The sequence below is a fragment of the Streptococcus sp. NLAE-zl-C503 genome (genome assembly GCF_900104285.1).
Lineage (GTDB): Bacteria > Bacillota > Bacilli > Lactobacillales > Streptococcaceae > Streptococcus.
Map to the genome: position 1 here is coordinate 15,243 of NZ_FNJT01000006.1, position 13,365 is coordinate 28,607.

Sequence of the window (13,365 nt, forward strand, 5' to 3'; positions counted from 1 at the left end):
AAGGTCTGACTTTGATAGAAACGGAAAAGAAAATTCACTACTCTTCTCTGCTTATCTGGTAATAAATAAGGTCCGCAACCTAGTCTTTTCTCTCCACACCATTGGCAATAGTTTTTAGATAGGACATTCCCACTTTTTCCATAACGCGACCTGAAGCTGGATTGAAACTGGCATAGCGAGCTCTAACTCTTTGAAAAACTGCTTGGGTAAAACAGAAGTCTAAAACAGCTTTCAAGGCCTCCGTCATCATACCACGACCCCAATAATCTTTTCCTAAAACATAGCCAATTTCACAAGAAGAATCGTCCTCATCCATCTCAACGATGCTGATATCTCCTATCACTTGCTCTGGGTTTTCTTTAATCCTGAATTGTCAAATTAAGTGCACATTTTCTTCATAGAAAACTTCATAAGGTGTTTTCCAGTTGAGACACTTTCGTGGCCTATTATTTAGTTTATTCTCCCACAGCTGAATGGTGTGCTCGTCAATGAATGTTAAGTCGCTCCCTTTGGGAAAATATTCTCGTAGTAATCCATTGGTATTCTCATTTGTTCCTCGTTGCCAAGGCGCATGAGGATCGGGAAAATAGACTTCTACCTTTAATTTGTCGGTCAAGTCCTGATGCTTCGTGAATTCTTTTCCTCTATCTGGAGTGACAGTTTCTTCCGGCAAGAGCGCCAACATTTTTACCATAGCTTCTATCACCAACTTGCTTTTCTTGACAGCTATCTTCTGGATTTTTAGAAAACGAGAATAGCGATCCGTTAGAGTCACTAAACAAGCTTTTCCAGTTTTCCCTGCAACCGTATCTGCTTCCCAATCACCGATCCTAGCCCGCTTGTTTGCTTCTTCGGGTCTTTCGCAAATGGTATGAGAAATAGGAAATTCCTAGCCTATTTATTCTGCATTTGTCTGAACGTAAGCCGCAATGACATCTGACGTGTACTGGGCTGTTCCAGAACCAAACTTGTCAATGTTTTCCTTAAACTCTGGGTTGTAGACGTAACCTTTACCGATATGACCGAAGACTTCAATAGGGCAGTCAAATCCATAAGTACGAATGGCTTGCAAGAGCTTAGCTGCCTCTTCTTGATTTTCGGCGGCTGTTTCAGGCAGACCAGCTTGAAGGTTTTGTGCCAAGGCTTGAAAAACTTGGTTGAAGGCGGCTGTGGCCTCGTCTTCGCGACCTTTTTGGCGTTCAAGCGCTTGTCCCATGACTTCTTGACCATATTTCTCTACCGCCTCTTGGTGGTATTTTTGATTGTCTTGATAGCTAAATCCAGTGAATTTTTCCTCAATCGTCATTTTTCTTTCTCCTTTTTGTTCTTGAATGGTTTTTTGCAAGGTGGAAATCAAAGTATCCAGATGTTGCCTTTCTCGAGTCAAATAGTCCAACTGCCTGGTCAAATGGGGCAATAAATCTGTCCTTTCTTCCTTTAACAGCTCTGCTATTTTTTCTAAAGAAAATCCTAGATATTTGTAGTAAAGAATAACCTGAAGTCGTTCCAAATCCTCCTGACTGTAGATTCGATAGCCGTTTTCCGACTTTAACGGAACCAAGAGTCCTATCTTGTCATAGTGGTGTAGAGTCTTGACTGATACGCCCGAAAGCTGCGCAGCTTCTTTTATATGGTACATGATTTCCTCCTTACAATCATAGTATATCCCCTCCCCTTAGGTCAGAGTCAAGCGTTTTTGCGAACATTTTTAACTTTTTGAGAAAGGTGTGAAAACTTGAAAATGGTTTTCTTGACAGACCTTAGAAAACATGATAGGATAGTCAAGTCTATCAATCAAACAGAAGGCTCATAGAGAGCCATTGAGAGAGGGCTATTTGACAACTCAAGTAGCCTTTTCTTATTTTAAAAAACAAGATTGGAGTTTCAACTATGTCAGAAAAATCGCAATGGGGATCGAAACTGGGCTTTATCCTAGCATCTGCTGGTTCAGCCATCGGACTTGGTGCCGTTTGGAAGTTCCCCTACATGACTGCTGCTAATGGCGGTGGAGGCTTTTTACTGGTCTTTCTCATTTCTACCATTTTAATCGGTTTCCCGCTCCTGCTTGCTGAATTTGCCCTTGGCCGTAGTGCTGGCGTTTCCGCTATCAAAACCTTTGGAAAACTGGGCAAGAATAACAAGTACAACTTTATCGGTTGGATTGGTGCCTTTGCCCTCTTTATCCTTCTCTCCTTTTACAGTGTTATTGGAGGTTGGATTCTAGTCTATTTGGGCATTGAGTTTGGGAAATTGTTCCAACTTGGCGGAACGGGTGATTATGCTCAGTTATTTACTTCAATCATTTCAAATCCAGCCATTGCCCTAGGAGCTCAAGCAGCCTTTATCTTATTGAATATCTTTATTGTATCACGCGGGGTTCAAAAAGGGATTGAAAGAGCCTCGAAAGTCATGATGCCCCTGCTCTTTATCATCTTTGTCGTGATCATTGGGCGCTCTCTCAGCTTGCCAAACGCCATGGAAGGGGTTCTCTACTTTCTCAAACCAGACTTTTCAAAACTAACTAGCGCTGGCCTTCTCTACGCTCTGGGACAATCTTTCTTTGCCCTCTCACTAGGGGTGACAGCCATGCTGACCTATGCTTCCTACTTGGACAAGAAAACCAATCTGGTCCAGTCAGGGATTTCCATCGTAGCCATGAACATCTCGGTATCCATCATGGCGGGACTAGCCATTTTCCCAGCCATGTCAGCCTTCAATATCCAGTCTGAAGGGGGACCAAGCCTGCTCTTTATCGTCTTGCCTCAACTCTTTGACAAGATGCCTTTTGGAACCATTTTCTACATCCTTTTCCTCTTGCTCTTCCTCTTTGCGACGGTCACTTCCTCTGTCGTGATGCTGGAAATCAATGTGGGCAATATCACCAACCAGGACAACAGCAAGCGTGCCAAGTGGAGTGCTATTTTAGGAATCTTGACCTTTGTTTTTGGAATTCCTTCAGCCCTTTCTTACGGTGTTATGGCGGATGTTCACATCTTTGGGAAGACTTTCTTTGATGCCATGGATTTCTTGGTTTCCAATCTCCTCATGCCTTTTGGCGCCCTCTGCTTATCCCTCTTTACAGGATATATTTTCAAGAAGGCCTTAGCCATGGAGGAACTTCATCTTGATGAAACACCATGGAAACAGGGACTTTTCCAAGTCTGGCTCTTCCTCCTTCGTTTTATCATTCCTATCATCATCATTGTGGTCTTTATCGCCCAATTTATGTAATCAAAAAGGACTTGAGTAGTAAACTCAGGCCCTTTCTTTTTATGGATGGCTAACAATCAATTCCAAACCTTGCCCTTCCAAGGTCCAAGCTTCAACATCACTTGGTAGGATAAAGTGGCTACCTTTTTGGATTGGATAGTTTTTTCCGTCAACAGTCAGTTGACCTTGACCAGCTAAGACGCTGAACAAGCTGTAGTCGGCTGTCTTTTCAAAATCAACTTTTCCAGTAATTTCCCATTTGTAAACCGCAAAGAAATCATTCGAAACAAGTAAAGTAGAACGCAAATCATCTGCTTTAACTGTTACAGGTCGGCTATTAGCAGGCTCACCAATATTTAGAACATCGATGGATTTTTCAAGATGAAGCTCACGCAAGTTACCATTATCATCCTTGCGGTCAAAGTCATAGACACGGTAGGTGGTATCGCTAGACTGCTGGGTTTCAAGAATCAAGATACCTGCTCCAATAGCGTGCATAGTACCACTTGGTACGTAGAAGAAATCTCCTGCTTTAACTGGCACTTTTGTCAACAGCGCATCCCAGTTTTTATCTTCGATTTGCTGGCGGAGTTCTTCTTTTGATTTGGCATTGTGACCATAGATAATCTCTGAACCTTCGTCTGCTGCGATGATATACCAGCACTCTGTTTTTCCGAGCTCGCCTTCGTGTTCTAGTCCATAGGCATCGTCTGGGTGAACTTGGACACTGAGCCAGTCGTTGGCATCGAGAATCTTGGTCAAGAGTGGAAATACAGGCTCTGGACGGTTACCAAATAATTCACGGTGTTCCGCATACAAAGTAGCTAGGTCTGTTCCCTCAAAACGACCATTTGCTACCTTGGAAACACCATTTGGGTGGGCTGAGATAGCCCAGTATTCGCCAATTTTTTCACTTGGGATGTCGTAGCCAAACTCATCACGTAGCTTGGTTCCGCCCCAGATTTTTTCTTGCATAACTGATTGTAAAAATAATGGTTCTGACATCTTATTCTCCTGTCTGTTTTTCTCCCCTCATTATAGCAAAAAGCTCGATCTAATTGAACTCTTTTTCACATCTTATAAAGTAGGGAGAAGATTTTATAAAAATAGTAACGAAATAATCTTTTACTTGATGGAGGAACCTCTAAAGCAACACTCAGAAAGCTCGCTGTCAATAGGCTGTTTTCCTCAACTCACCATAAAATTTTCACTTAAGACTATACTTTGCTAGAAAACAGACTGAAACCAGTCTCCTTTTAAATCAAAGCCGTGATAGCCGTCACTAGGCCAAAAACGATACCTGGCGCATTAGCAGCCGCAAGGGGGATATCTCTTTCCTTTTTGAACAAGCCGTAATAAACCCAAAGACTACAGTTAATGGCTGCAACCAAGGGCTGGATAAAGTTCCCTTTTTGACCAGCCAGGTTGTTCATAATTTGTGGGAAGTAAGACACATACATCATAACGGACATGAAGGTCGCTACCCAACCCAAAATTCTCATTTGTTTCTCAGACATTTTCAAAACCTCTTTCATTTTTATGAATCATATTTTATAATCTTTTTTCAAAACAATCAAGACTTTGAAGCTTTTGTTATGAAGATGTAAACTATCACAATCTTGTGATAAGAAAGAGGAAACAGAAAAAGACCGGATTTCTCCGATCTTTCAATAGTGCATATTCTCACATTCTGTATTAAGAATAATTATGGTTAGCTTCAAATGATTAAGCGCCCTATTTCATACGATAAAAATCAATCACTAGACCAGCAGGGCCTTTAACTAGTAGCGATTCCGTTCCCCAATCAGTTATAGCTGGGCCGTGTAAAATGTCCGCACCAAGCTCTTTCAACCGTTGATAGTTCTGGTCTACATCCTCAACCTCAATATGAAGAATGATGCCTGACTGAAAGTTTTTCAAAGGAATCAAATGATTTTGTGACAACATGAGACAGTGACTACCAATCGTAAACTGAGCAAAACTGTCATCAACATAGTCTGCCTTTTTATCCAAAATACGCTCCAGGTCAGCACAGACTTGAGGAACATCTGAAACGATGATATCTAATTGATTTAAATTCATTTACTATCCTCCAGAAAAAGACCGGATTGCTCCGATCTTTTCAAGTTCTACTCTAAGAAAATCAAAGAATAAAATCTACAACGTTTACATTTGATTTTCGATGAGAGGAATTATTTGATTGCGCGTGATTGCAATCCTTCTTCTTCCAAGAAGAGGCGGAATGGTACGAGTTCTTCTGCTTCGTATTTTTCCTTGAAGGCTTTGATTGCTTCTTCTGAGTGTTGTTTTGGATCCAACTCAAGTACTTCTACTGGAAGTGGACGGTGTTGAGTAATGCGAGCATCGATCACAACAGTTTTACCTTCTTTGTTCAATTTAACAGCTTCTGCAACAACTGCATCGATATCTTCGATACGGTCAACTGTAAATCCAACAGCTCCTTGAGCTTCAGCGATTTTCGCGTAGTCCGCGTTAGGGAAGTCACAACCAAACAAGTGTTTGTTTGTGTCTTCGTATTTGTCCTTGATGAAGGCATATTTACCATTTGAGAAGACAACGTTGATAACTGGAAGGTCGTATTGAACGTTTGTGATAACGTCTGGGTAGCACATGTTGAATGCACCGTCACCCATGATGTTCCATACTTGGCGATCTGGATTGTCTTTCTTAGCAGCGATACCACCAGGAAGGGCAATACCCATTGTCGCAAAGAGTGGAGATGTACGCCACATGTTCTTAGGTGTCATGTGAAGGTGACGAGTAGATGTTTGAGTAGTGTCACCTACGTCGATTGAGTAGATAGCGTCTTGATCAGCATGTTTGTTGATTGCATTGTAAACTTGGTACAATTGCAATTCACCCTCAGTTTTACCTTCAAGTTTGTTCATGTAATCACGCCAGTTTTGGTTATTCTTAACGTTTGCACGCCACCATGGAGTAGATTCTACTGGGTTTACTTTGTCAAGGATGGCTTTCGCTGCTTGACCTGCATCACCAAGGATAGAAGCGTCAAGGGCATGGCGTTTACCAAGTTTGTATGGGTCGATATCGACTTGGATGAATTTTTCAGTGTTCTTGAAGGCTTCGTAAACTTCAGCAAATGGGAAGTTTGATCCAAGGAAAAGAACAGTGTCTGCTTCAAAGACCACTTCGTTGGCTGGTTTCCAACCAACACGGTAAGCAGAACCTGTCAAACCTTCGTAGTTCCATTCAAAGGCTTCAAAGTTTTTACCAGTTGTGATGATTGGTGCTTTGATTTTACGTGACAATTCTGTAATCACTTCACCAGCTTTAACACCACCGTAACCAGCGTAAATAACTGGACGTTCAGCATTGTTCAAGATTTCAACCGCTTTGTCGATTTCAACTTCGTTCAAGGCAGGAGCGATGAATGAACGCTCGTATGAACCTGAACCGTAGTATGAGTTTTCGTCAATTTCTTGGAAACCGAAGTTTACTGGGATTTCAACAACAGCTGGACCTTTTTTAGAAACTGCAGCACGGCAAGCTTCGTCGATTACTTTTGGCAATTGCTCAGCGTAAGCGACACGTTTGTTGTAAACAGCGATACCGTTGTACATTGGGTTTTGGTTCAATTCTTGGAAGGCATCCATGTTCAATTCGTTAACTGGACGTGATCCAAGGATAGCAAGGAATGGAGTGTTATCCATAGCTGCATCGTAAACACCGTTAATCAAGTGAGTCGCACCTGGACCACCTGAACCAACTGCAACCCCGATTGAGCCGCCGAATTTAGCTTGCATGACCGCTGCAAGAGCACCTGTTTCTTCGTGGCGAACTTGCAAGAAGCGGATATCTTTGTCTTCAGCCAAAGCGTCCATCAATGAGCTGAGTGTTCCTGATGGGATACCGTAGATAGTATCTACGCCCCATGTCTTCAATACGTTGAGCATTGCTGCAGATGCAGTAATTTTCCCTTGAGTCATAATGATAACTCTCCTTCAAAATAATTTCATACATTTACAAAAAGCGCTTTTATATGTTGTTTGAAAGCGATTCAGTAAATTTACAATCCTAATTTACCACATTTACTTTGAGTATCCTAAGAATGTGCTCAGAAGTTTGCATTCTCTATTACAGCACAGATTGAAAACGCTTCAGAAAACTGTTTTATAATAAAAAAGCGAGCAAGCTCGCTTTTAGTCTATTTTACTAAAGTTTAGCATGAGTGAACTGGTCAAAACAGATACAGAACTAAAGGCCATAGCAAGACCTGCCAGTTCTGGATTGAGCACCAGACCAATCCCTGAAAAGACACCAGCTGCAATCGGAATTCCGGCGACATTGTAGATAAAGGCCCAAAAGAGGTTGAGCAGAATTCGATTGAAGGTTTTCTTGCTCATGTCAAAGGCACGAACCACTCCTAGGAGGTTATTAGTTGTCAACACCAAATCTGCTGACTCGATGGCAATATCTGTTCCAGCTCCCATAGCAATCCCCACATCTGCTACACTGAGGGCAGGAGCGTCATTGATACCATCACCAACAAAGGCTACTTTTCCAGCTGATTGTAGTTTATGGATTTCATGGGCTTTTTCTTCTGGCAAGACACCTGCAATGACCTCTTCGATTCCAATCTGATCGGCAATAGCACGCGCCACGCCAGCATTATCCCCTGTCAGCATGACTGTTTTAAGACCTCGTTTTTTCAACTGACTGATGGCAAGCTTAGCATTTTCCTTAGGAATATCTTGCAGAGCAAGCAAGCCTTTGATTTCATTGTCAACAGCCAAGAACACAACTGTCTTAGCTTCTTTTTCTAGTTCTTCTAGTTTTTCTTGATAAATGCTAGAAATATCCATGCCATCCAGCATTTTAGCATTTCCAAGCAAAACTTGTTTTCCATTGATTTGCCCTGAAACACCTTTTCCGTGCAAGGCTTGGAAATTTTCCACAGTGTGAAGCTCAAGTCCAGTTTCAGTCGCTCGCTTGACAATGGCCTCAGCCAGTGGGTGTTGAGAAGCTTCTTCCAAGGAAGCTGCCAATCCAAGCACTTCTACTTCGTCGCCGATGATATCTGTGACCACAGGTTTCCCTTCCGTCAAAGTTCCTGTCTTATCAAAAACAATAGTTTGGACTTTCTGGATTTCCTGTAGAACCGTTCCATTTTTGAGGAGAACTCCCATCTTGGCACTGCGACCTGTCCCCACCATAAGGGCTGTCGGTGTTGCAAGTCCCAATGCACAAGGGCAGGCAATAATCAGAACTGCTACTCCATAGAGAAGCGAAGACACAAAGCTCGCTCCAAGCACAACTACACTATCCCTGAGCAAGACGAACCAAACCCAAAAGGTCACAATCCCTAAAATGACAACTGCTGGGACAAAAATCCCTGAAATTTTATCCGTCAAGTCCTGAATCGGCGCACGACTTGTCTGAGCTTTCTTCACAAAATCCACAATCTGAGCCAAAACAGTCTCTGAACCAACTTTTTCTGCTCTAAAAACAAGTGTTCCACTATTATTGATGGTTGAACCAATGACGGTATCTCCAACTGTCTTGTCCACAGGCAGACTCTCACCTGTCACCATAGACTCATCAATACTAGAGACACCTTCCACTACGATACCATCAACCGCAATCTTTTCACCGGGACGCACTCGAATCAGGTCACCTACCTTGACTTGCTCCAAGGGGACTTGAACATAGTTATCCTCACGCAAGACTTCTGCAGTTTTAGCCTGCAAGTCAAGTAATTTCTCCACAGCTTGGGAAGTATTTTTCCGCATTTTCTCCTCAAAAACGGCTCCCATAAGAACGAAGAAGAAGATAAATGCAGCACTTTCAAAGTAAACGGGGAGACCAGCGAAGAGGGCAACTAAGCTATAGAAATAGGCCACTAGGGTTCCCAGAGCAACCAAGGTATCCATGTTGGCATTGTGCTTTTTAAAACTAGCCCAAGCACTTTGGATATAAGGACCACCTGCTACTAGCATAATCGGTGTTGTGGCTAAAAAGGTTCCCCAACGCATGACTTGGTGACTAATTCCTCCTGTCGACATACCAATCATGAGAATCACAAGAGGCACAGTAAAGATACTAGTAATCCAAAAACGCTGTAAAAGTGATAGAGATTTTCGAGTCTTCTCAACTACGGTATAACTCCCCTTTTGCATCTTCATACCACAAGAAAATTCATGTTGACCTAATTCTTGAGGTGTAAAACGAATGACTTTCTCCTCATCTACGCCGATTGGTTCCAAAATGCCTTCTTCTTCAAACAGAATTTCCTTGTAACAGTTTGAAGGAGTTGCTCGATGAAAGGTAATCTCAGCAGGAATCCCTTTTTGCAGTTGAATGTGGTCTGGATGGTAGCCTTTGTCTGCCGTGATACGGATTTTTTGAACACCATTTTCAAGACTTGCTTTTACGATTTCAGTCATATCATTCTCCTATTCTACAATCATCTTACCGTGCATCATATTCATGCCACAAGAGAAACCATACTCTCCAGCCTGTTCAGGTGTGATTTCCACTACATACTCTTCACCCATAGGCAAGTCCGCATGCACTCCAAAATCTGGGAAAACAATCTGATCTAGGCAGGGTGAAGGGTCCTTGCGGTCAAAGACGATACGGGCTGGCACTGATTTCTTAAGAATAATCAACTCAGGCGTATAGCCCCCTTTGACTTCCACTCGAATCTCTTGGTAGCCCTTTTTTTGCTGGGCCTTTTGTTCAGATTTTTCAGGCTTTTTGAAAAACCAAAACAAGATAAACGCGATAAGGGCAATACAAATAATGGTTACAATACTATTTAACATGACGTCTCCTTTACATACAATTACATCTTACTTCTGTTACAGCGCTTGATTTCTTCTTAGAAATCACAGCTTCTAAGTCTTCCAAGTCAGCCTGAGTAAAATCACATTCAGCAATCAAATCAGCCAACAAGTTCTTCATCCTACGAGAACAAACCTTGTCCTTGATATCTTGGACAAGTAAATCTCGACTTTGGTCTAGAGTTAAAAGGGCTGAATAAATAAAGGACTTGCCCTCTTTTTCCCGAGTCAAACACTCTTTCTCAACCAAACGAGCCAAAAGAGTTTGAATGGTCGACTTGGACCAGTCGAACCGTTCCGCTAAAACCCTGATCAAATCGCTACTGGTCTGCTCGCCCTGCATCCAAATGATCTTCATAACCTGCCATTCTGCATCTGAAATCTGCATAATCACACCTCCTAAATCTACATTTGTCGATTACATTTATTAGTATACTCCGAAAATCTACATTTGTCAACTATAAAAATTGATTTTTATATAACACTAGAAATGTTAAATATATTCTAAGACATCAAAAGCCTCCACATTTAGTGGAGGCCGTCATCTTTATCAATACAATTTCAAGTCACAAGGGTCAACTGGGAAGGTTGGGTTATATGGATTGTGACGGAGTTTGAAGTGTTTGACATCCTCAATAGTCTGAGTTCCAGATAACTGCATGACTGTTTTCAATTCTGCATTCAAGTGCTCAAAGACTTGACGCACACCAACACTACCACCAAGGGCCAAACCATAGATAACAGGGCGGCCAATAGCTACCAAGTCTGCTCCTGAAGCCAAGGCTTTAAAGACGTGCTGACCGCGACGAACACCAGAGTCAAAGACAATTGGCACACGTTTATCAACTGCTTCAGCCACTTCTTGAAGCGAGTCAAAGGATGCTGGTCCACCGTCGATTTGGCGGCCACCGTGGTTGGTTACCCAGATACCTGAGGCACCCGAAGCAAGCGATCGTTCAACATCCTCACGGCATTGTGGTCCCTTAACATACACAGGAAGACCAGAATATTCAGCGATAAATTCTACATCGCGTGGAGACAAGCGTTGTTTGGCTGACTTGTAAACAAAGTCCATTGATTTTCCAGCACCTTCTGGCAGGTATTCCTCAACAATCGGCATGCCAACTGGGAAGACAAAACCATTGCGCTTGTCGACCTCACGATTCCCCCCTACAGTTGCATCTGCCGTCAAGACAATCGCTTTGTAGCCCTCAGCCTTCACACGGTCCATGATATGGCGGTTAATCCCGTCATCCTTACTAAAGTAAAATTGGAACCAATGAGGTGTCCCTTGAAGAGCTTCCGTAATTTCTGGAAGGTCAACGGTAGAGTAGGAACTAGTTGTATATAGAGAACCAAATTCATGCACACCACGCGCAGTAGCTACTTCCCCCTGCTCATTTGCCAATTTATGAGCCGCAACAGGCGCCATAATAATTGGTGAAGATAATTTTTCACCTGCAAATTCAATCTCTGTACTTGGATTTTCAACGTCACAAAGCGTATGTGGAACGATGAGTTTGTGGTTAAAGGCACGGATATTCTCGCGTAAAGTGAAAGTATCTTCTGCTCCACTAGCGATATAACCAAAGGCAGTTTTAGGAATAACTTGTTGCGCCATTGGCTCCAAATCATAAGTGTTAATAAAATCTACAGGTCCTTCTGCATTGCTTGTTTTATATGACATAAAGTGTCCTCCTTATTAAGTAAGCGTTTACTTTTTCTTGCATAAACTATATTACCTCTTTTTCAGAATCCTTTCAAAAATTTTGTCTGGAAATTTCAAACTGATTACTTGGACCTTTCAAAAAAATCAGGTAATCCTAGTGACTACCTGATTTTCAATATTTTAGGCATTTTGCCAATTTTCTTGGTCTTCTTTGAATCGTTTTAAGAGATCCAATCCCTCTGGTGTGATGTAGCCTTCCTCCTGAGCTAGGTGGATGAGCTCGCTGTAGTTTGAGAGAGTCACCAGTTTCACGCCTGCGTTTGCAAAGTTCTTATCTGCTTTTGCTAGTTGATAGCTAAAAATAGCTACTACACCGAGAACATCTGCTCCTTCGCGTTTGGCAGCTGCTACCGCTTCGAGAACTGAACCACCAGTTGAGATCAGGTCTTCTACAATTACCATTTTTTGCCCCTGGGCTACACGGCCTTCGATTTGGTTTCCGGCTCCATGGTCTTTTGGTTTGCTACGGATATAGGCAAATGGTAGGTTCATCTTGTCCGCGATGATAGCTCCGTGTGGAATCCCTGCTGTCGCAGTTCCTGCAATCACTTCAAGCTCTGGAAAGGCTACTTTGATAGCATTCACAAAACCATTTTCAATCAAGGTTCTAGTTTCTGGGTAAGCCAGAGTCACGCGGTTATCTGTATAGATAGGTGACTTGATACCAGATGCCCAAGTGAAAGGCTCTTCTGGTTTGAGATAAACCGCTTGAATTTTCAATAGATGGCTAGCAATGTCTCTAGCAAGTGTCATGGTATACTCCTTCTTATCCTTAAATCTATAATCAAATACGCTTTAGACCCAATCGCGTGTCCATTCTTCCTTGATAGCGTGATAGGCTGCTACAGGGTCTGCTGCCTGTGTGATAGGACGGCCTACTACAATGTAGTCACTACCGATTTGATAGGCTTGACCAGGGGTCACTACGCGTTTTTGATCCGCTGCTTCAGCACCTGCTGGTCGAATACCTGGTGTCAAGCAGATAAAATCTTCGTTTGTCGCCTCCTTGATGAGTTGGGCTTCTTGGGCTGAGCAAACCACTCCATCCAATCCAGCTTCAGCTGTTTTCTTAGCATAGTGAATCACTGATTCTTGCAGGCTAGTTTGGATATTTTGACAGTCTTGCATCTGTTCCTCGGATGTTGAGGTCAATTGGGTCACCGCGATAAGAATCCCTTGATCACCGAGGCCTTCACGCGCGGCCTGCATCATCTCAAGTCCACCTGCAGCCTGAACATTGGTCATATCGACACCCAGACTTGACAAGATTTTCATGGTTGACTTGACCGTATTTGGAATATCATGCAACTTGAGATCCAAAAAAACACTATGTCCCAATGATTTTAAATAACGCACAACTTCGGGACCTACTGCATAGTAGATTTCCATTCCTACCTTGACATAGAGTTTTTCCTCTGCTGGAAAAAGGGCTAAAAATTCTTTGGCTTCCTCGAAACTTGGAAAATCCAGAGCAATGACTGGGCGACTCTCACGCATTCTTTTCTCCTATTCTTTGTTAACAGTCCATTGCAAAAAAAAGGAACCTGCTAGCAGCTAGGTTCCACGAAAAACGGGTAGTTTCCACCCTTTCACTGTCTAACC

General features: G+C 42.6%; 13 protein-coding genes and 1 pseudogene. 1 reads left to right on the forward strand and 13 read right to left on the reverse strand.

The annotated features are described in order from the left end of the window. Window positions 1–79: 79 nt before the first annotated feature. From BLS46_RS08515 to BLS46_RS08525, 3 genes and pseudogenes are all read right to left on the reverse strand, one after another. Window positions 80–364, reverse strand: a pseudogene (locus BLS46_RS08515) (GNAT family N-acetyltransferase); the annotation flags it as partial. 9 nt (window positions 365–373) lie between these two features. After that, the gene (locus BLS46_RS08520) at window positions 374–880 is read right to left on the reverse strand and encodes an IS30 family transposase (RefSeq protein WP_306806751.1); all 507 of its coding nucleotides are present in this window, start codon (window positions 878–880) and stop codon (window positions 374–376) included. A gap of 18 nt (window positions 881–898) precedes the next feature. Continuing rightward, complete coding sequence (locus BLS46_RS08525; RefSeq protein ID WP_093586963.1) at window positions 899–1,639, reverse strand: MerR family transcriptional regulator; 741 nt, start codon at window positions 1,637–1,639, stop codon at window positions 899–901. Window positions 1,640–1,890: 251 nt separating this feature from the next. Here BLS46_RS08525 and BLS46_RS08530 point away from each other — a divergent pair, with 251 nt between their 5' ends. Continuing rightward, window positions 1,891–3,231, forward strand: a complete 1,341-nt coding sequence (locus tag BLS46_RS08530; RefSeq protein WP_093586965.1) for a sodium-dependent transporter — start codon at window positions 1,891–1,893, stop codon at window positions 3,229–3,231. A 39-nt stretch (window positions 3,232–3,270) separates the two neighbouring features. On the opposite strand, the gene manA is transcribed toward BLS46_RS08530, so the two are convergent. The 10 genes from manA to pyrF all read right to left on the reverse strand — a co-directional run bounded on the left by manA (window position 3,271) and on the right by pyrF (window position 13,260). After that, window positions 3,271–4,215 carry a mannose-6-phosphate isomerase, class I gene (gene manA, locus BLS46_RS08535; protein WP_024057017.1) on the reverse strand — a complete coding sequence of 315 codons (945 nt, stop codon included), beginning with the start codon at window positions 4,213–4,215 and terminating at the stop codon, window positions 3,271–3,273. A 251-nt stretch (window positions 4,216–4,466) separates the two neighbouring features. Next, window positions 4,467–4,727 (reverse strand): SemiSWEET family transporter, encoded by a 261-nt coding sequence (locus BLS46_RS08540; protein ID WP_093586967.1) that lies wholly within the window; start codon window positions 4,725–4,727, stop codon window positions 4,467–4,469. Between the two features lie 217 nt (window positions 4,728–4,944). Then, the gene (locus BLS46_RS08545) at window positions 4,945–5,292 is read right to left on the reverse strand and encodes a VOC family protein (RefSeq protein WP_093586969.1); all 348 of its coding nucleotides are present in this window, start codon (window positions 5,290–5,292) and stop codon (window positions 4,945–4,947) included. Between the two features lie 110 nt (window positions 5,293–5,402). Further along, window positions 5,403–7,178 carry a pyruvate oxidase gene (gene spxB, locus BLS46_RS08550; RefSeq protein ID WP_000191810.1) on the reverse strand — a complete coding sequence of 592 codons (1,776 nt, stop codon included), beginning with the start codon at window positions 7,176–7,178 and terminating at the stop codon, window positions 5,403–5,405. A gap of 213 nt (window positions 7,179–7,391) precedes the next feature. Further along, the gene (locus BLS46_RS08555; protein ID WP_093586971.1) at window positions 7,392–9,635 is read right to left on the reverse strand and encodes a heavy metal translocating P-type ATPase; all 2,244 of its coding nucleotides are present in this window, start codon (window positions 9,633–9,635) and stop codon (window positions 7,392–7,394) included. A 9-nt stretch (window positions 9,636–9,644) separates the two neighbouring features. Further along, a complete protein-coding gene (locus tag BLS46_RS08560; RefSeq protein ID WP_038804415.1) occupies window positions 9,645–10,016 on the reverse strand; it encodes a cupredoxin domain-containing protein in 372 nt (123 codons plus the stop codon). Between the two features lie 10 nt (window positions 10,017–10,026). Beyond that, complete coding sequence (locus BLS46_RS08565) at window positions 10,027–10,422, reverse strand: CopY/TcrY family copper transport repressor (protein WP_093586973.1); 396 nt, start codon at window positions 10,420–10,422, stop codon at window positions 10,027–10,029. Between the two features lie 162 nt (window positions 10,423–10,584). Continuing rightward, window positions 10,585–11,721, reverse strand: coding sequence for an L-lactate oxidase (lctO, locus tag BLS46_RS08570; RefSeq protein WP_093586975.1), 1,137 nt, complete (start codon window positions 11,719–11,721; stop codon window positions 10,585–10,587). A 162-nt stretch (window positions 11,722–11,883) separates the two neighbouring features. Next, complete coding sequence (pyrE, locus tag BLS46_RS08575; protein ID WP_093586977.1) at window positions 11,884–12,516, reverse strand: orotate phosphoribosyltransferase; 633 nt, start codon at window positions 12,514–12,516, stop codon at window positions 11,884–11,886. Between the two features lie 42 nt (window positions 12,517–12,558). Beyond that, window positions 12,559–13,260, reverse strand: a complete 702-nt coding sequence (gene pyrF / locus BLS46_RS08580) for an orotidine-5'-phosphate decarboxylase (RefSeq protein WP_093586979.1) — start codon at window positions 13,258–13,260, stop codon at window positions 12,559–12,561. Window positions 13,261–13,365: the final 105 nt, after the last annotated feature.